Raw genomic sequence first — 16,542 nt, forward strand, 5'->3', positions numbered from 1 at the left:
CTAGACCCTCTCGATGTCGCGTTCGCCGAAGATGCCGAACGGGCGGACCATCAGCACCACGATGATCATGGCAAACCCCGCGACCTCCTTCATGCCGGAGCCGAGATAGCCGCCAGCGAGATTCTCGGTGATGCCGATCAGGAGGCCGCCAAGGCCGGATCCGAGCACGGCGTCGAGGCCGCCGAGGATGGTGGCCGGAAACGCCTTCAGCCCGAGCTGGAACATCGCCGGCGACAGGTCATAGGACAGCGCGAAGAACACGCCGCCGATTCCCGCGATCACGGACGAGGCGGCCCAGGCGAGAGCATGGACCCTGGTGGCGCTGATGCCCATCAGCAGCGCGGTACGATCGTCGGCGGCGACCGCGCGCATCGCGACGCCGATCTTGCTGTAGCGGAAGAACGCCCAGATCGCTGCCAGCAGCGCAAGAAGCGTGACGATGACGGCAATCTGGCCGGTCCGCACGCCGATCGGGCCGATCCGCACGATGCTGCGGCCGAAGCCGACATCGAGGCCGTGCGGGTAGGCGTCCCAGATGAAATTGATCGACGAGCGCAGGATCACCGCAAGGCCAATAGTGACCATCACGGTGGCGAACACCGGCTCGCCGAGCATCGGCCGCATCACGACGCGCTCGATGATCAGGCCAAGCACGACGGCGGCAAGGATGGCGCCGAGCGCGACCACGAACACATTGCCGCTGACCGTGGTCGAGATGGTCCAGGCTATATAGGCCGTGATCATGGTCATTTCGCCTTGCGCGAAATTGACCAGGCCGGTGGACTTGTAGATCACCGCAAAACCCATCGCGATCAGCCCATAGATAGCGCCGATGGCAAGCCCTGAAATCAGCAGCTGCATGAAATACTGCATCAGACCTCCGCCTGGTAGATGATGGCGAGTTCGCGCGCGAACTTCTTCTCGATCATGGCGCGGCGGACCTTTTGCGTGGCGGTCAGTTCGCCGTCGTCGTGGTCGAGTTCCTTTTCGAGGATCGCAAAGCGGCGGATGTTCTCGACGCGGGCAAAACGCTTGTTGGTCTCGCCCACGATGCGCTCGACCAGATCGTGGACCTCGGTCAATTGCGACAGCGATTTGTAGTTGGTGTAGGGCAGCGCCTTGTCGCGGGCCCAGCGGCCGACATTGTCGAAATCGACCTGGATGATGGCGCCGAGATATTTCCTGGCCTCGCCGACCACGATCGCTTCCTTGATGAACTCGGAGTCCTTCAGCGCATTCTCGATTTCGGAGGGCGCGATGTTCTTGCCGCCGGCGGTGATGATGATCGCCTTCTTGCGGTCGACCACGGTGATCTCGCCATTGTCCATGATTTCGACGATGTCGCCGGTGCGCAGCCAGCCCGTGGCATCGAGCGTCGCGGCGGACGCCTTTTCGTCGAGGAAATAGCCTTTGAACACGCCGGGATTGCGCAGCAGGATCTCGCCGTCGACGTCGAGCTTCCATTCGGTATGAAGTAAGGGGAGACCGCAACCGCCGAGCCGGTGATGGCTGCCGGTCTGGATGAACGCAACGCCGCCGCTTTCGGTCAGGCCGTACCCTTGCGACACCGGGCGGCCGACGATGTCGAAGAAGCGCAGCGTCTCCGGCGAAATCGACGCGCCGGCGCAGAGGCGATGACGGCTGCGGGAAAAGCCGAGATGACGCTGGATGTTGCGGAACAGCAGGACGTAGAGCAGCGCGTAGCCGAGGTGGTCGAACCAATTTGAGGTCCCGGCCTGCCGGCGATCCGACAGCTTGCGGCCCCAGACCATACAGGCTTTGACGAAGCGCTGGCGTAACTGGCCGCTCTCGCCGAGCCGGAACAGGAAGCCCTGCTGCAGCTTTTCGTAGATGCGGGGAACACCGACGAAGAAGGTCGGCGCGATCTCGCGGATGTTGAGCGCGACGGTATCGATCGATTCGGCAAAGCTGACGGCGCCGCCGAGCACCAGATGCGTCACCTCGCCATAGCAACGCTCGGCGACATGACACAGCGGCAAATAGCTCACCGCCTCGAACGGCTTGTCTGCTATCCCGACCGCCTCGGCGTAGATGTAGGCGGCATAGACCAGATTGCGATGCGTCAGCATCGCCCCCTTGGGTGGGCCTGTGGTGCCCGACGTATAGACCAGGATCGAGACGTCGTCGGGGGAGGCCTGCGAAATCAGCCGGTCGAGCGTCGCGTTGGCTTCGGGGTTTTCCAGCGCATAGGCCCGGCCGCGCTGACACAGCGTGTCGAACGACATCAGCTGCGATTGCCGGTACTGCCGAAGGCCCTTCATGTCGATGCAAACGACGGCCTCGAGCGCCGGCAGGCCACCATTGTTGGCCAGCGCGTCCAGCACCTTGTCGGTCTGCTCCTGGTCGCCTGAGATGACCACCCGCGCGCCGGAGTGGCGCACGATATATTGCAGCTCGACCCAGGGATTGGTCGGGTAGATGCCGACCGCGACCGCACCGATCATCTGGACGCCGAGATCGGCGTAAAACCATTCCGGCGTGTTCTCGCCGGCGATGGCGACGCGGTCGCCAGGCTTGAGGCCAAGGGCAAGGAGTCCGAGGGCCACCGAACGCGCCGTCTCGTAATAATGGCTCCAGGAATAGGGATTCCAGATGCCATATTCCTTCTCGCGCAGCGCGAGCGCGTCGCCGTGCATCGCGGCGCGCTGGCGCAGCAATTGCGGAATGGTGATCGCGGCGGTTTTCAGGGCAGTCCGCAGCGATCCGGCATCGTGTGCGGACAACGCGCGCGCCGGATTTGATGGCGTTGCGGCATGTTCGGTTCGCAGGCGTTCGATCACCGACATCACGCGTGTACCCCGGCTGCGGCTTCCGCGCGGTGGCCGCCGAGATAGGCTTCCGTGACGGCCGGATCGCGCCGCACTTCGGCGGGCGTGCCTTCCGCGATCTTGCGGCCGAAATTCAGGACATGAACGCGGTCGGAGATGTCCATCACGATCCGCATCTCGTGTTCGATCATCAACACGGTGATGCCAAGCTGGTCGCGGATATCGAGCACGAAGCGGGCGATATCCTCGGTCTCTTCCTGGTTCATGCCCGAGACCATTTCATCGAGCAGCAGCAGTTTCGGCTCGCAAGCGAGCGCCCGCGCCAGTTCGACCCGCTTCTGCTGGCCGTAGGACAGCGTGCCGACGACGGCGTCGCGGATGTGTTCGATCTCGAGGAATTCGACAATGTGCTCGACGCGCTGGCGGGCCTCGATCTCCTCGCGGCGGGTGCGGCCGAAGAAGATCACGGCATCGAGCACGTTGGAGCGCAGATGGGTGTGCCGGCCGGTCAGGATATTCTCGACCACGGTGCCGTGCTTGAACAGCGCCAGGTTCTGAAAGGTCCGCCCGATGCCGATCGCGGCGAAGCGCGAGGGCGAGACGGTCGCAAGGTCGACGCCGCCAAACAGGATGCGGCCGCCGCTTGGCCGCAGCACGCCGGAGATCATGTTGAACAGCGTGGTCTTGCCGGCGCCGTTCGGGCCGATCACGCTGCAGATTTCACCCGACGTCACGGTAAGGCTGACATCGGCGACGGCCTTGAGGCCGCCCAAACTCTTGCTGAGGTTCTGAACGCTGAGCAGGGTGGTCACGACAGCCACCTCTTGCGCCGCTTGTAGTGCTTGACGTCGCGCAGGCTCTTGCGCCCCGAATTGGAGACACCGAGATAGAATTCCTGCACGTCCTCGTTCGAGGCCAGCTTCTGCGCGGTGCCGTCGAGCACGACGCGCCCGGTTTCCAGGATGTAGGCGTAGTCGGCGATATCGAGCGCACGCTGCGCGTTCTGTTCGACCAGCAACACCGTCATCTTCATCTCGTCACGCAGTTTTGCGATCACCTCGTAGATGCGGTCGATGATGAGGGGCGCGAGACCCAGCGACGGTTCGTCGAGCGCCAGCAGCACCGGATCGGTCATCAGGGCGCGGCCGATGGCGAGCATCTGCTGCTCGCCGCCGGACATGTAGCCGGCGATCTGGTCGCGCCGCTCGAACAGGCGCGGAAACAGCGCGAATACTTTTTCGCGGCGCTCGCGGGCTTCGGCTGCGGTCTTGGTGTAGCCGCCCATCTGCAGATTTTCGTCGATGGTCAGTGCCGGAAACACGCGGCGGCCTTCCGGAACCTGAACGATGCCGCGCCGGACCAGTTCATCAGGGGCGAGGCGATGGATTTCCTCGTGGCGGAAGCGGATCGAGCCGTTCTCGATCACGCCTTCCTCGGTGTAGAGAATGCCGGACATCGCCTTCAATAGCGTCGACTTGCCGGCGCCGTTGGAGCCGAGCAGGGCGACGATGCCGCCTTCAGGCACGGCAATGCTGACGTCGCGGATCGCCTCTATCGCGTTGTCATAGACGATGCGGATGTTGCGGAATTCGAGCAGGCATGCCGGATCCGGTGCGGTGTGAGCGCCGCCGATATTGGCCTGCGTTGGGATCGTTGTCGGCATCTTCAGGCCCGGCTCGGCTGCGGCATGCGCGGCCGCTGCGCCAGGATGGCGTCGGTGACGATCTTTGCGGTTTCGGCGCAAGCCTGGGTGCCGCCATTGCCGTATTGCTTGACCGCGTCGCCGACGCACCACAGGCCCTTGATACCCGTCTCACGCGGCAAATCGTAACCGGCGCAACTGCGCTGGGCCGGCCAGTCGTCGCGCATCACCCGGGTCGACAGGATTCTGGCTTGTGCAAAGTTCGGGAATTGTTCGCGCAGATCCGTCAGCGCCAGTTCGACCTCGGTGTCGGAGTCGAAATCGCCGAGCGCCGGGATCGGCACGGCGTAGGCGACATAGAGATGCCAGCCTGATGGCGCCAGTTCGGGGCAGGTCGCGGTGAGGTTGGCCATGTTGCAGAGCCGCCGCGTCTTGCCGAAGGTCACGATGCCGGGATGGGAAATCAGTGGCTCGCGGCTGGCGATATTGATGACGATGTTGGCGGCGGGCTTGAGGCCGGTGCGCACTTGCTCGACGTAGCCGGGCGGGAAGGCGGCTTCGCCCGCGAGTACGACGGTGGTCTTGGGGCCGGCATTGCTGATGACGAGATCAGTGTCGATCCGCACCCTCTGGCCGTCGCGAACGACGGTGACGCCGTCGACGCGACCATCGGTGGTGTGAATCTGCACCGCCGGGGTCGACGACCAGATGTCGCCATTGCGTTTAATCGCGGTTGCGAGCGCGTTCCAGACGCCGATCGTACCTTGCGGGCAAAATCCGAAACGCTTGAAGGCGCCCTTGCTGGTGAAATAGGTCAGGAAGGCGCGAGCCGGCAGTTCATTGGCGTTGCAGGCGAAGATCGCGGCGCAGAGATTGCGGAAGATCGCGTGCACCGAGGCATTGCTGGTGTAGCTTTTGAGCCAGTCCTCGGTCGATTGCCGCCCATCGGGGAGGTTGCCGGAGCGGGCGTCGGCGAATTTCTCCAGGATGCGCGAAGCCTGCTTGGTCAGTTGCCCCAGCAGCAGCGACCAGCCGCCGCGGCCGACATCGATCAGCTTGCCGTCGATGAAAAAGGAGCTGGCGGGCTCGGGCGTGCGGATATCGAGCGGCGCGCCGACGGTATTGAAAGTCTCTTCGAAGACCCCGCCGAGTTCGATCGCGATGGCGCCGATATTGACCGTAAAACCGTCGATCTGTTCGGTCGAGGCGCGCCCGCCGATCCGCTCCTTGTCGTCAACGACGAGGGTATGGAGCCCGGCATGGGACAGGCGAGCCGCGGCGCAAAGCCCGCCGGCTCCGGCCCCGATCACGACAGCATCCGCACGAACGACCGTCATTCCACCTCCCAAAGCGCGATGCCCGGTTGATCCGGGCTGTCCTGGATTTGGGTCATTCTATTATAATCCGACTGGCCGTTCAAATAATTTTTTGCAATAAGAGGGATGTGGTCGATCGGCCGCAGGCCCGTACAGGACCGGCGGGCCGGCCGAAGCTTCGAGAAAGTAAAAAAAGGGCTGCTGAATCAGCTAAGCATGCCCTTGGGAATACGAGCTAAAGCTGAATGGAAGCGGGCAATATCCGATGGCGCGAACACGCTCTGAAAATTACGACGGCATCCATCTCGGCATATTGACCAATGCCGCCCGGCTGTTTTCGGCGCAGGGCTATATGCGCGCCTCGATCGCCGACCTTGCGGACGCCTGCAAACTGTCGCGCGGCGCGCTCTATCATTATTTCGACTCCAAGGAAGCGATCCTGTTCGCAATCCTGGACGCCCATATACGGGAAATGATCGAGCACGTCGAAACGGCCGTTGCGGCCGGCGGCCCGACCCTGACGCAGTTTCAAAACGTCATTCGCGCCGTCGTCGAGGTCAATGCCAAATCGCCATACGAGCAGCGCGTACTGATTCATGACCTGTCGTTTCTGAGCGTGGATGAGCAGAAGATCATCAAGGATCTCGAGCGGCAGCTGGTCGATATCGTCACCGATCTTCTGCTCAGGCTCGATGCCGAGGGGCGGGTCGTCAAGCGCACCAAGAAGATCTACACGATGATCCTGTTCGGCATCATCAACTTCACCTACACCTGGTACGACCCCAAGGGCGCGATCGGTCCGCAGGAATTTGCGGATATGGCCGTCGAGTTGTTCTTGCATGGGTTCGCGCCGGGAGGGGCTGGGAAGGCCGTCACGACGAACCGGCAAGAGAAAGCTTAGCTTTCTTGAAATCTGGGCATCGGAGATCCGGGACAGGAAGTGAAGACGCCCTGATCAATCATCGAAGCCGCTTGGGGTGGACCATCTGCTTCGCGACAGTTGGCATTCGATGGGGTGCAAGCTAGAAGTTGATCAGGCACCGCCATCATGCACGGAGAGGCGAGATGTTGACCATCACCGCGATTATCCGGGTCAAGCAGGGCTGCGAGGCCGCCATGCTTGAGGCGCTGCTCGACGTTGTCAGTAGTGTGCGAGCAAATGAGCCGGCGACGATCGGGTACCATGTGTCGCAAGATGCAACGGATCCGTGTGTGTTCACGACCTATGAGCGCTACCTGGATCGACCGGCGATGGACCGGCACAACAATTCCGATGCCGTCGTGCGCTTCTTCGGCATCGCCAAGCCCATGATCGACGGCGACGTGACGCTCGTGACCGGTACGGAACGTTCCGCCAAATCCAGCGACTGATGAACCTATCCGGTCGCGCGGGGTAAGCTGCCGTTTGCCGCGATCTCGGCGGACATCTGCTCGATTGTCTTGCGCTGCTCCATGGCGGCCCGCCGGATCAGCGCAAAAGCGGCGGGTTCGGCGACGGCGTGCGAATGCATCACCTGAAGCACGGCAGCGAGTACGACTCGACGCGAGCGAAGGCGCTCTTCCAGCTTGACGACTTGCTGCTTCAGCTCGTTGGTGCGTTCGGCCCGTTCGAACGCCAAGACCAGCGCGGCGTAGATGCCCGCGGACCGCAGCGGTTTGACGAGAAACGACGCCGGGTCGAGTTCCAGCACCAGTTTCAGCCGGCTTGGCGTCTCCGTGCCCAGCAGGGCGATGACGGGGCATCGTCCGGGCAAGGCCCGTTGCGCGGGCGAGGCGAGCGGCAGGAATTCATCGTCGATCAGCGCCACGTCCGGGCGGCATTCGAGGGCGTCACCCGTTTCCCATGTGAAGATGTCGATACCCAGGCGTTCGAACTGTCGCCTGACGATCGACAGGTCACGTTCGTCCTTGACGGCGACCAGCGCTCTGCGCCCGCGGAGGGAGAATGAAGAAGGCTTGCTCATTTGACCACCCGCAAGTGAGGCGCAATCGGCGAAGCTTCGGCCCTTGATGTTTCGCGAGCAGGTCCGGCGGCGACATCGAGCTGCGTCAAATAGGGATCCGGCTTGACCGGCGCATCTGCTTCCCAGAAGAGATCAAACTGTCCTTGCGCGTTGGAGACGGCCAACCGCGGCGTAAGGACGCAATGGTTGTTGTCACCGTCGATCCAGACCGGCCCTTGCGGTGAGTTATAACGATAGCCTGCGGCCGCACGCCGGACTTCACCGATGCTGGAGGTGCCAGCCCGACTGAGCGCGCGCGCCAGCAGGTAGACCGCGACATAGGCGGATTGCCCGTCGACGGAGGGGCTGCTTGTTTCACCGTAGCGCGCTTTCCAGCGCTGGACGAAAGCCCGGTTCTCGGGCAGTTGGATGCTCTCGAAATAGGCTGATGAGGTGATGCACCCGGCAGATGCCGGTCCAACGATCTTGAGTTCCGGTTCGCAAAGGCTGCAGCTCAGCATCGGAATTTCGAGGCGGGCAGCCGTGGTGGCGGCGTGAAACGCGCGTATGAAATCATAGCTCGAACTGCCGACTAACGTATTGAAGACGACGGGCGGCTTGCGGCGCACAATTTCATCGACGATGTGCTCGACCGCGCCTTCGCCCAGTTCGAGCAACCGTTCCGCAAGAATACTTCCCTGTGCTGCCGTCACTAGTTCGCGCGTGACGCGATTGGTCTCCCATGTCCAGACATAGTTGGATCCGACGCAGAAAACCTGCCGCGATATGTTGTCGAGCATGTACCGCACAAGCGGCAGGACGTTGTGGTTGGGGGACGCCCCGACATAGATGACATTGTCGGAACACTCGAACCCTTCATAACGCGCGGGATACCAGAGCAGGCGATCTGTGCGTTCGACGATCGGCAGCACCTGCTTGCGCGACGCCGACGTATAGCAGCCGATGATGTGCTCGACGCCGGTGTTGCGTATCAAGTCGTCACAAACTGTGTGATACTCAGAAATGACGCCGCGGGGATCGCGGACATGTGCCGTGAGCGAGAAATCGAAATCGGGGTGATTGTTGATCTCGTCGACCGCCATCAGGGCGCTCTTGAGGATCTCGCGCCCCATGGCGTGGTAGGGCCCGGACTGCGAACATATGATGCCAACTGGAACCGATGGCTTGGTCATTGATGACTTTCGACGGAGCGACGCCTTGAGGAAGTTATCATCGCCGATGTCAGTGCGGGAAGTCTTGCTTATTTGCTGCGCATGAGGCCTGCGAAATTTGTGCATCCTCGCTCGTTGACAATGTACAGGGCAGGAACTTAGACTTTCTTCCACAGGGCTTCCTGTCGAACCTTGCTTGCTTCGATCGGGCCGATGACGTCCCGATCCCTGCTTTCGGTGCTCCGTTCGATCCAGGGTCCATGCGATAGATCATAGCCGCGGCATCAGAGCCATTCGTCACCTCATTCTGAGGGGCGGGTGGCTTTTTTTCTTTTGCCGCAAGGGAAGTTGGCGATGCATGCGTGTCGTCAAGCCGGTGACGCTTGCGCGGTAATCGGGCCGTGGATGCGCGGGACACGACGGGTGGGGGACGACAGGCCATGCCAGCGACAGATCTTTGTTACCTCGGGTTGGTCGAGGTCGGGCAGCAGATACACGCGAGGAAGCTGTCGCCGGTTGAGGTGACGAAGGCGATGCTCGGCCGGATCGAGCGGCTCGATGGCAAACTCAAAAGCTACGCCCATGTCATGGCTGATTCCGCGCTTGCGCAGGCGGCTATTGCTGAAAAGGAAATCGCGGCCGGGAAGATCAAGGGGCCACTGCACGGCGTGCCGGTAGCGATCAAGGATCTGTGCTGGGTGAAGGGTGCGCCGGCCGCGCATGGCATGACCATCCATCGCGGCTTCCGCCCCGACGAGGATGCCACGGTCGTCGCGCGTCTGAAGGATGCGGGTGCGGTCATCCTCGGCAAGTTGCAGCAGACCGAAGGCGCCTACGCCGATCACCACCCGAAAATCGATCCGCCCAAGAATCCGTGGAACGCGGAATTGTGGACGGGCGCATCCTCGAGCGGCTCAGGTTCCGCGACAGCGGCCGGCCTTTGTTTCGGATCTCTTGGAACTGATACCGGTGGATCGATCAGGTTTCCTTCGGCGGCCAACGGCATCACGGGGCTGAAGCCGACCTGGGGACGGGTCAGCCGCTACGGAGCGTTCGAACTCGCGGCAACGCTGGATCATATCGGGCCGATGGCGCGCAATGCGGTCGATTGCGGTGCAATGCTTGGGGTAATCGCAGGCCAGGATGCCAAGGATACCACGGCGGTGCCGTTGCCCGTGCCGGACTATCTCGCAGGCCTGCCGGGCAATCTGCGGGGAGTTACGATCGGCGTCGATCGGCGCTGGACCAGCGAAGGCACCGACGAGGCCGCAGCTAAGGTCTTGAGCGAAGGCTTGCGGGCTGCGGCAGAGCTTGGTGCGAAGATCACTGAGGTCACTTTCCCGGACTCCAAGGCCGTCATCGATGACTGGTTCCCGCTTTGCGGCATCGAGGCGGCGGTGGCGCACGAGGCGACCTATCCGTCGCGCAAGGACGAATATGGCCCCGGACTTGCGGGACTGCTCGACCTTGGCCTTGCGCAATCCGGCACCGATTATCAGAAGATCGTGCTGCGGCGCGAAGCGTTTCGCGGCGCAGTGCGGATACTGTTCGAGACGGTCGATTTCATCGCCGTGCCAGCCCAGGCCTTCGCCGCCCCGACGCTCGCCAAGATGGCTGCGCTTGGCGAAGACGCGTCGCTGATTGCCGGATTGCTCCGCTTTACCTGTCCGTTCGACATGACCGGAAGCCCGACCATCACGCTTCCGGGCGGCTTCGCGCCAGGTGGTGGTCCTGTCGCGTTCCAGTTCGTTGGCCGCCACTTCGATGAAGCGGGCCTCGTCCGTACCGGCGACGCGTTCCAGCGCGTCACCGATTGGCACACACGCCACCCCGCGCTCTGATCAAAGGAGCCGTTCGCATGACAGCAGAAGATTGGTTGACGAGTTCCATCATGGCGAAGCGAGCCGTCGCCAAGGGTGTGGCTGGCGCACGGCATAGCCTGACGATCGAGGAGCAGGGAAACTTTCACTACGTCTACGGGCCGTACGCGAAGCCGACCTTGTCGATCGATCCCGGCGGCGTCGTCGTGGTCGAAACCGAGGATGCGTTCGGCGGTGCGCTCACGAGCGAGAGTGACAGTCCCACCGCGAAGTTGAACTTTCCGTACCTCAATCCGCAATGCGGTCCGATTGCGGTCAAGGGCGCCAAAAAGGGCGATTGCCTCGCGGTTTATATCCGCGACGTCGAGACGCGCGGCGAACAACCGGCCGGAACGACCTGCATCATCCCCGAGTTCGGCGGGCTGGTCGGGACCAGTTCCACGGCGATGCTGAATCCGCCGCTGCCCGAACGTGTCCGCAAGCTGCATGTCGACAGGAACGGCGTGCGATGGAGCGACAAGATCACGCTGCCCTACGAGCCGTTCATCGGCACAATTGGGGTGTCGCCCGAGATCGAAGCGATCTCCTCCCTGCAACCGGACTATCACGGCGGCAACATGGACCTGCCCGATGTCGGGCCCGGGGCCGTTCTTTATCTGCCCGTGCACACCGAAGGCGGATTTCTTTATGTCGGTGACTGCCATGCGACGCAGGGTGACGGCGAACTGTCCGGTGTGGCGCTTGAGCAGCGTGCGACGGTTACGCTCCAGGTCGATCTGATCAAGAATTGGACTTTCGCCTGGCCGCGTCTGGAGACCCGCGACTTCATCATGACGATTGGCAGCGCCCGCCCGCTCGAGGATGCGGCGCGCATCGCCTATCGCGAACTCACGCGATGGATGAGCGCGGACTACGGCTTCGACGAGATCGACGCGTACATGCTGCTCAGCCAGGCAGGGCGAATGCGGCTCGGCAACATGGTCGACCCGAAATACACGATGGGTGCGTCGATCCTGAAAAATTATCTCAAGGCGTGAACTCCACCAGCTTTCAACGAAGGGGATACTTTTATGAAGTCAGGACATCTGCTCAGATCTGCGCTTCTCGGTGCCGTACTCGGGGTGGCGGCATGCGGTGCCGCCCAGGCGGCCGAACCTCCCTTGAAGATCGGCCTGCTCGAAGACGTCTCCGGCGATCTTGCGTTCATGGGCATGCCGAAACTCCGCGGTTCACAGCTTGCCGTCGAGGAAATCAACAAGAAGGGCGGCATTCTCGGACGGCAGATCGAGCTCATCCATCTCGATCCGCAAGGCGACAACGCCCGCTATCAGGAATTTGCGCGGCGTCTTCTCAGCCGCGACAAGGTCGACGTTCTGATTGGAGGCATCACGTCTGCTTCGCGCGAGGCCATCCGGCCGATCATCGACCGAACGACCACGCCGTATTTCTATACCAACCAGTATGAAGGCGGTGTCTGCGATGCCAGCATGATCAGCATGGGGGCAGTGCCCGAGCAGCAGTTCTCGACGCTGATACCCTGGATGGTCGAGAAGTTCGGCAAGAAGGTTTACGTCATCGCCGCCGACTATAATTTCGGTCAGATCTCGGCGGAGTGGAACCGGAAGATCATGAAGGATCTCGGCGGCGAGGTTGTCGGAGAAGAGTTCATTCCGCTCGGCGTCTCTCAGTTCGCGCAGACGATCCAGAACATCCAGAAGGCAAAGCCGGACTGGATCTTGACGATCAATGTCGGCGCAGCCCAGGACTCGTTCTTCGAGCAGGCCGCCGCAGCCAAGCTCAACCTGCCGATGGGGTCGTCGATCAAGGTCATGCTCGGGTTCGAGCACAAGCGGTTCAAGCCGCCGGCGCTCAACAACATGCACGCGACCGCGAACTGGTTCGAGGAGATCGATACGCCTGAAGCCAACGATTTCAAAAAGCGCTGGCGCGCGAAGTTCGCCGATGAGCTCTACATCAACGACATGGGCTACAACGCGTACAACACCCTCTATATGTACAAGATGCTGGTCGAGAAGGGGAAGTCGATCAAGCTGGAGGATATGCGCAAGGTGATCGCGACGGGCGAAGCCTGCATCGAAGCGCCCGAAGGCCAGGTTTGCATCGACCCGAAGAGCCAACACACGTCCCACCGCATGCGTTTGATCTCTGTTGGGCCCCAGCATGAGGTCAAGGTCGAGAAGGACTACGGAACGATCAAGCCGTATTGGCTCGGTGAGATCGGCTGCGACCTCACCAAGAAGAACGACAAGGATCAGTACACGCCCAGTCATCTTCCCAAGAAGTCGTGACACGTTGATGGGCACAAATCTTGCTCCCGCAAGAGTGCCCATTCGCGTCATGAAGTGGAACGACATGGGCGCCGCAACGATGCGGCGCCATGAAGGGGCAGGAGGACAGGATGTCGGCTGAACTATTCTCGGTATTCTATCAGTTCGCCGACGTCTTCGCGTTTCTGATCCTGTCTGCGGCCGGTCTTGCCATCGTGTTCGGCATGATGGGCGTCATCAATATGGCGCACGGTGAATTCATCATGTGCGGCGCCTATGTGACGGTCGGACTGGTGAAGCTCGGCGTGCCGCTCCCGATCGCGCAAGCGCTTGCTGCGTTGACGGCGGGACTGATCGGCGTTGCCGTCGAATACCTCGTGGTCCGGCGCTTCTACAAGAGGCCGCTGGATTCGCTGCTCGCGACCTGGGGACTCAGCCTGATCGTCACGCAATCGATGCTGCTGATCGTCGGATCGTCGATCACGGGCATCGGCACGCCTGAGGGCAGCTTTGCGATCGGCGGCTATACGTTCTCGACGTATCGCCTGGTGCTGTTTGCCTGCGCGGTCGCCGTGCTGGTCGGTCTCTATGTGACCTTCATGAAGACGCGATTCGGCGTGATGGCGCGCGCGACGATGCAGAATGCCGCGATGGCCAGGGCGCTGGGAGCTCGCACGGGGCGCATCTATGCGATCAGTTTCGGCATCGGCGCGGGGCTCGCGGGTCTTTGTGGCGCGCTTTACGCACCGACCATGACGCTGATCCCGACGATGGGTGCTACGTTTGTGGTGGAGAGCTTCGTCACCGTCGTCGTCGGCGGGGCAAATGTCCTGCTCGGAACGGCGCCGGCTGCCGTGTTCCTGGCAATCATTCGAATGGCCTTGAATGCGAGCTATGGGCAGATTATCGGCCAGATCGGCATGCTGTTTGCCGTCATCCTGATCATTCGCGTCCTGCCCGAAGGCATTTCCAGTGTGTTGGTCCGTCGTGGCCGCTAATCGGGAGATTTGATGTTCAAGTTGCTAGATGGTTCGCAGACCCTGGGGAGAGGACCGACGTTTTGGTCCTGTTTCCTCGTCGTACTGGCAGCCGCGCTGATCTATCCGGTCTTTGCGGACTCTTATGATGTCGGCAACTTCTCCTATTTCCTGATCTGGATTTTCATGGCGCTCGGTCTCTGCCTGATGTGGGGATATGGCGGCATGCTATCGTTCGGCCAGACGCTGTTTTTCGGCATCTCCGGTTATGCTTATGGCGTGCTGGCCATCAACATGGGAGGCGGGTCGGCGACGATCGCCGCACTCATCCTGTCGATCATCATAGCGATGATCGCGGCGGGCATCCTCGGCTATTTCATGATCTGGGGCGGCATCAACGGCATCTTCTTCGGAATCGTAACGCTGTCGGCGACGTTGGTGCTGGCGTTCTTTCTGGGACAGACGGCCGGGCCGGAATGGCACATCGGCCCGGCGCGGCTGAACGGCTACAACGGCATGAAGGGCATGGACCCGCTTGCTATCGGCGATTTCTATATCGAGGGTTCCTCGCTTTACTACCTCATGGTGGCGCTGATCGTCATCGTTTACCTCGCGCTGCGTATGCTGGTCAATTCGCGCATTGGCAACGTGATCGTTGCCACGCGCGAGAACCCGCAGCGCGCCGAAATGCTCGGCTACGATGTCCGCAAATATCAATTGCTCACATTCATTATTGGAAGCGGGCTCGCGGGCCTGAGCGGTGCCCTCTATACATCCTGGGGCCAGTTCATTACCCCATCGAGCATCGGATTGCCGGCGGCGGCCATGCCGATCGTGTGGGTCGCATTTTCCGGACGAAGCGATCTGACCGCGACGCTGGTGGGCTCGTTCCTGCTGCTGTTCGGCTTCCAGACCATCACGGTTTATAGCCAGCAGGCGGCGCTGGTGCTGATGGGAGGTCTTCTGCTCGCCACCGTGATGCTGGCGCCGCAGGGCTTTGTGCTCGGTATCGGCAAGTTTGTCGCGGATCGATGGAGCGCGCGCCGGCGGCACGGCTCAAAACGCGCCCTGGCGGACACCAGCCGCCTGCAACCGGAAGAGACCTGATCATGGCGCTGATCGATGTGAAAGGGGTGACAAAGCGCTTCGGTGGATTGACCGCCGTTTCCGAGGTCGATCTGACCGTGAATGTCGGCGAGGTGCACTGTCTGATCGGTCCCAACGGGGCCGGGAAGAGCACATTGTTCAAGCTGATTGTTGGTCTTTATCCGCCAACCAGGGGCACGATCCTGTTCGACTCCATCGATATCACCGAAGAGCGCCCCTTTGCGCGGGTGCAACGGGGCATGAGCATCAAGATGCAGGCGCCGAGCGTCTTCAAGGAGTTGCCGGTCCGGCAGAATATCCAGATCGCGCTTCAGAAGCGATTTTCTGGCGCCAAGCGGGTCGTTGAGGAAGACCGGCTGCTCGCGCTGCTCAATCTGGCGCCGGACAGCAGCAAGCTCGCCGGAGCCCTTTCGCACGGCCAGCAGCAATGGCTTGAGATCGGGATGGCGCTGGCGTTGCAGCCGCAGCTTCTGCTTTTGGACGAGCCGACCGCCGGCATGTCGCCGGAGGAAACGTTCAGGACCGGTGAACTGATCAAATCGCTCAATGCCGAAGGCATGACGGTTCTGGTCGTCGAGCACGATATGGCGTTTGTCCGCCAGATTGCCCAACGCGTAACGGTGTTGCACCTCGGCAAGATCTTTGCGCGCGGAAGTCTGGAGGCGATCATTCAGGACGAGAAGGTGGCCGAAATCTACCTGGGTAAGACACATGTCCACTGATCGGATTCTCGAACTGTCGGAGCTGTGGGCGGGTTACGGCGCGACACCGATCCTCCAGGGCGTAAGCATGACGATCTCGCGCGGCGAAATCGTTGGCGTGATCGGCCGCAACGGCGTGGGCAAGTCGACGTTGATGCGGTGCCTGATCGGGCTCCTTGAAACGTGGCGGGGCACGATCACGTTCATGGACCAGGATGTCACGCAGCTGCCGGCCGACGCCCGGGCCCGCGCCGGCTTCGGCTATATCCCGCAGGGACGGGACGTGTTTTCGCAGATGAGCGTCGAGGAGAACCTGCAGGTTGGCGAATTGATCGGCGGGCCGAAGGGCAAGAAGCTGCCGGAATTGGTCTACGAATACTTTCCGCGGTTGAAGGAGCGCCGGCGGCAGATCGCGGGCACCATGTCGGGGGGCGAGCAACAGCAACTCGCCATCGGGCGCGCGCTGATCGGAAACCCGAGCCTGATGATTCTCGACGAACCGTCGGAGGGCGTGCAGCCGTCGATCGTGCAGCACATCTGTGAAGCGCTGAAATCGTTCCGCACCGAACTTGGGACGACGATCGTTTTTGTCGAGCAGAATCTCGATACCATCATGGCGATCGCCGAGCGATGCTACATCATGGAAAAAGGCAAGATCACGCGGTCGCTGACCGGGGAGGACGTGACCGCCGACAATGTCCGTGCGCAACTGTTGTTGTGATGCAAGTGGCGTTTGGCGGCAACTTGCTCGAAAGCAAGAGCGGCTCGAAATCCGATAAACAGGGAG

Annotated in this window: 16 protein-coding genes; 9 read left to right on the forward strand and 7 right to left on the reverse strand. The window is 61.7% G+C overall.

Annotation, left to right across the window (positions count from 1 at the left end; translation table 11 throughout):
* The 5 genes from JQ641_RS13985 to JQ641_RS14005 are packed head-to-tail and all read right to left on the reverse strand — an operon-like array spanning window position 1 to window position 5,768.
* Window positions 1-873, reverse strand: coding sequence for a branched-chain amino acid ABC transporter permease (locus tag JQ641_RS13985; RefSeq protein WP_211996538.1), 873 nt, complete (start codon window positions 871-873; stop codon window positions 1-3).
* Window positions 873-2,807, reverse strand: a complete 1,935-nt coding sequence (locus JQ641_RS13990; RefSeq protein ID WP_211996539.1) for an AMP-dependent synthetase/ligase — start codon at window positions 2,805-2,807, stop codon at window positions 873-875. Before JQ641_RS13990 ends, JQ641_RS13985 begins: the two co-directional genes overlap by 1 nt.
* Complete coding sequence (locus JQ641_RS13995; protein ID WP_211996540.1) at window positions 2,807-3,601, reverse strand: ABC transporter ATP-binding protein; 795 nt, start codon at window positions 3,599-3,601, stop codon at window positions 2,807-2,809. Before JQ641_RS13995 ends, JQ641_RS13990 begins: the two co-directional genes overlap by 1 nt.
* Window positions 3,598-4,452, reverse strand: a complete 855-nt coding sequence (locus JQ641_RS14000) for an ABC transporter ATP-binding protein (RefSeq protein WP_211996541.1) — start codon at window positions 4,450-4,452, stop codon at window positions 3,598-3,600. Before JQ641_RS14000 ends, JQ641_RS13995 begins: the two co-directional genes overlap by 4 nt.
* A gap of 2 nt (window positions 4,453-4,454) precedes the next feature.
* Window positions 4,455-5,768, reverse strand: a complete 1,314-nt coding sequence (locus tag JQ641_RS14005) for a phytoene desaturase family protein (RefSeq protein ID WP_211996542.1) — start codon at window positions 5,766-5,768, stop codon at window positions 4,455-4,457.
* Window positions 5,769-6,012: 244 nt separating this feature from the next.
* Here JQ641_RS14005 and JQ641_RS14010 point away from each other — a divergent pair, with 244 nt between their 5' ends.
* Window positions 6,013-6,648 (forward strand): TetR/AcrR family transcriptional regulator, encoded by a 636-nt coding sequence (locus JQ641_RS14010; RefSeq protein WP_211996543.1) that lies wholly within the window; start codon window positions 6,013-6,015, stop codon window positions 6,646-6,648.
* Between the two features lie 164 nt (window positions 6,649-6,812).
* The gene (locus JQ641_RS14015; RefSeq protein ID WP_211996544.1) at window positions 6,813-7,118 is read left to right on the forward strand and encodes a putative quinol monooxygenase; all 306 of its coding nucleotides are present in this window, start codon (window positions 6,813-6,815) and stop codon (window positions 7,116-7,118) included.
* A gap of 5 nt (window positions 7,119-7,123) precedes the next feature.
* Here JQ641_RS14015 and JQ641_RS14020 read toward each other — a convergent pair whose 3' ends face one another.
* A complete protein-coding gene (locus JQ641_RS14020; protein WP_211996545.1) occupies window positions 7,124-7,711 on the reverse strand; it encodes an ANTAR domain-containing response regulator in 588 nt (195 codons plus the stop codon).
* Window positions 7,708-9,036, reverse strand: coding sequence for a transporter substrate-binding domain-containing protein (locus tag JQ641_RS14025; protein WP_349628559.1), 1,329 nt, complete (start codon window positions 9,034-9,036; stop codon window positions 7,708-7,710). Before JQ641_RS14025 ends, JQ641_RS14020 begins: the two co-directional genes overlap by 4 nt.
* Before the next feature lie 266 nt (window positions 9,037-9,302).
* On the opposite strand from JQ641_RS14025, the gene JQ641_RS14030 reads away from it, so the two are divergent.
* From JQ641_RS14030 to JQ641_RS14060, 7 genes are all read left to right on the forward strand, one after another.
* A complete protein-coding gene (locus tag JQ641_RS14030; protein ID WP_211996546.1) occupies window positions 9,303-10,703 on the forward strand; it encodes an amidase in 1,401 nt (466 codons plus the stop codon).
* 17 nt (window positions 10,704-10,720) lie between these two features.
* A complete protein-coding gene (locus JQ641_RS14035; protein ID WP_211996547.1) occupies window positions 10,721-11,719 on the forward strand; it encodes an acetamidase/formamidase family protein in 999 nt (332 codons plus the stop codon).
* Between the two features lie 33 nt (window positions 11,720-11,752).
* Window positions 11,753-12,991: an urea ABC transporter substrate-binding protein gene (locus tag JQ641_RS14040; RefSeq protein ID WP_211996548.1), complete on the forward strand. Its 1,239-nt coding sequence runs from the start codon at window positions 11,753-11,755 to the stop codon at window positions 12,989-12,991.
* A 110-nt stretch (window positions 12,992-13,101) separates the two neighbouring features.
* The gene (locus JQ641_RS14045) at window positions 13,102-13,968 is read left to right on the forward strand and encodes an ABC transporter permease subunit (protein ID WP_192734659.1); all 867 of its coding nucleotides are present in this window, start codon (window positions 13,102-13,104) and stop codon (window positions 13,966-13,968) included.
* A gap of 12 nt (window positions 13,969-13,980) precedes the next feature.
* Entirely contained in the window at window positions 13,981-15,054 is a 1,074-nt protein-coding gene (locus tag JQ641_RS14050; RefSeq protein ID WP_211996549.1) for a branched-chain amino acid ABC transporter permease, read from the forward strand.
* Window positions 15,055-15,056: 2 nt separating this feature from the next.
* Window positions 15,057-15,776 (forward strand): ABC transporter ATP-binding protein, encoded by a 720-nt coding sequence (locus JQ641_RS14055; protein WP_211996550.1) that lies wholly within the window; start codon window positions 15,057-15,059, stop codon window positions 15,774-15,776.
* Complete coding sequence (locus JQ641_RS14060) at window positions 15,766-16,476, forward strand: ABC transporter ATP-binding protein (protein ID WP_211996551.1); 711 nt, start codon at window positions 15,766-15,768, stop codon at window positions 16,474-16,476. Before JQ641_RS14055 ends, JQ641_RS14060 begins: the two co-directional genes overlap by 11 nt.
* Window positions 16,477-16,542: the final 66 nt, after the last annotated feature.

Origin of the sequence: Bradyrhizobium sp. JYMT SZCCT0180, assembly GCF_018130165.1 — a bacterium.
Classification (GTDB): Bacteria; Pseudomonadota; Alphaproteobacteria; order Rhizobiales; family Xanthobacteraceae; genus Bradyrhizobium.

Bases quoted from the DNA above. Each gene is read 5' to 3' on its own strand.
- JQ641_RS14055 (WP_211996550.1), top strand. From the start codon at position 15,057: ATGGCGCTGATCGATGTGAAAGGGGTGACAAAGCGCTTCGGTGGATTG.
- JQ641_RS14050 (WP_211996549.1), top strand. From the start codon at position 13,981: ATGTTCAAGTTGCTAGATGGTTCGCAGACCCTGGGGAGAGGACCGACG.
- JQ641_RS14060 (WP_211996551.1), top strand. From the start codon at position 15,766: ATGTCCACTGATCGGATTCTCGAACTGTCGGAGCTGTGGGCGGGTTAC.
- JQ641_RS14010 (WP_211996543.1), top strand. From the start codon at position 6,013: ATGGCGCGAACACGCTCTGAAAATTACGACGGCATCCATCTCGGCATA.
- JQ641_RS14015 (WP_211996544.1), top strand. From the start codon at position 6,813: ATGTTGACCATCACCGCGATTATCCGGGTCAAGCAGGGCTGCGAGGCC.
- JQ641_RS13985 (WP_211996538.1), bottom strand. From the start codon at position 873: ATGCAGTATTTCATGCAGCTGCTGATTTCAGGGCTTGCCATCGGCGCT.
- JQ641_RS14005 (WP_211996542.1), bottom strand. From the start codon at position 5,768: ATGACGGTCGTTCGTGCGGATGCTGTCGTGATCGGGGCCGGAGCCGGC.
- JQ641_RS14020 (WP_211996545.1), bottom strand. From the start codon at position 7,711: ATGAGCAAGCCTTCTTCATTCTCCCTCCGCGGGCGCAGAGCGCTGGTC.
- JQ641_RS14040 (WP_211996548.1), top strand. From the start codon at position 11,753: ATGAAGTCAGGACATCTGCTCAGATCTGCGCTTCTCGGTGCCGTACTC.
- JQ641_RS14030 (WP_211996546.1), top strand. From the start codon at position 9,303: ATGCCAGCGACAGATCTTTGTTACCTCGGGTTGGTCGAGGTCGGGCAG.
- JQ641_RS14045 (WP_192734659.1), top strand. From the start codon at position 13,102: ATGTCGGCTGAACTATTCTCGGTATTCTATCAGTTCGCCGACGTCTTC.
- JQ641_RS14000 (WP_211996541.1), bottom strand. From the start codon at position 4,452: ATGCCGACAACGATCCCAACGCAGGCCAATATCGGCGGCGCTCACACC.
- JQ641_RS13990 (WP_211996539.1), bottom strand. From the start codon at position 2,807: ATGTCGGTGATCGAACGCCTGCGAACCGAACATGCCGCAACGCCATCA.
- JQ641_RS14035 (WP_211996547.1), top strand. From the start codon at position 10,721: ATGACAGCAGAAGATTGGTTGACGAGTTCCATCATGGCGAAGCGAGCC.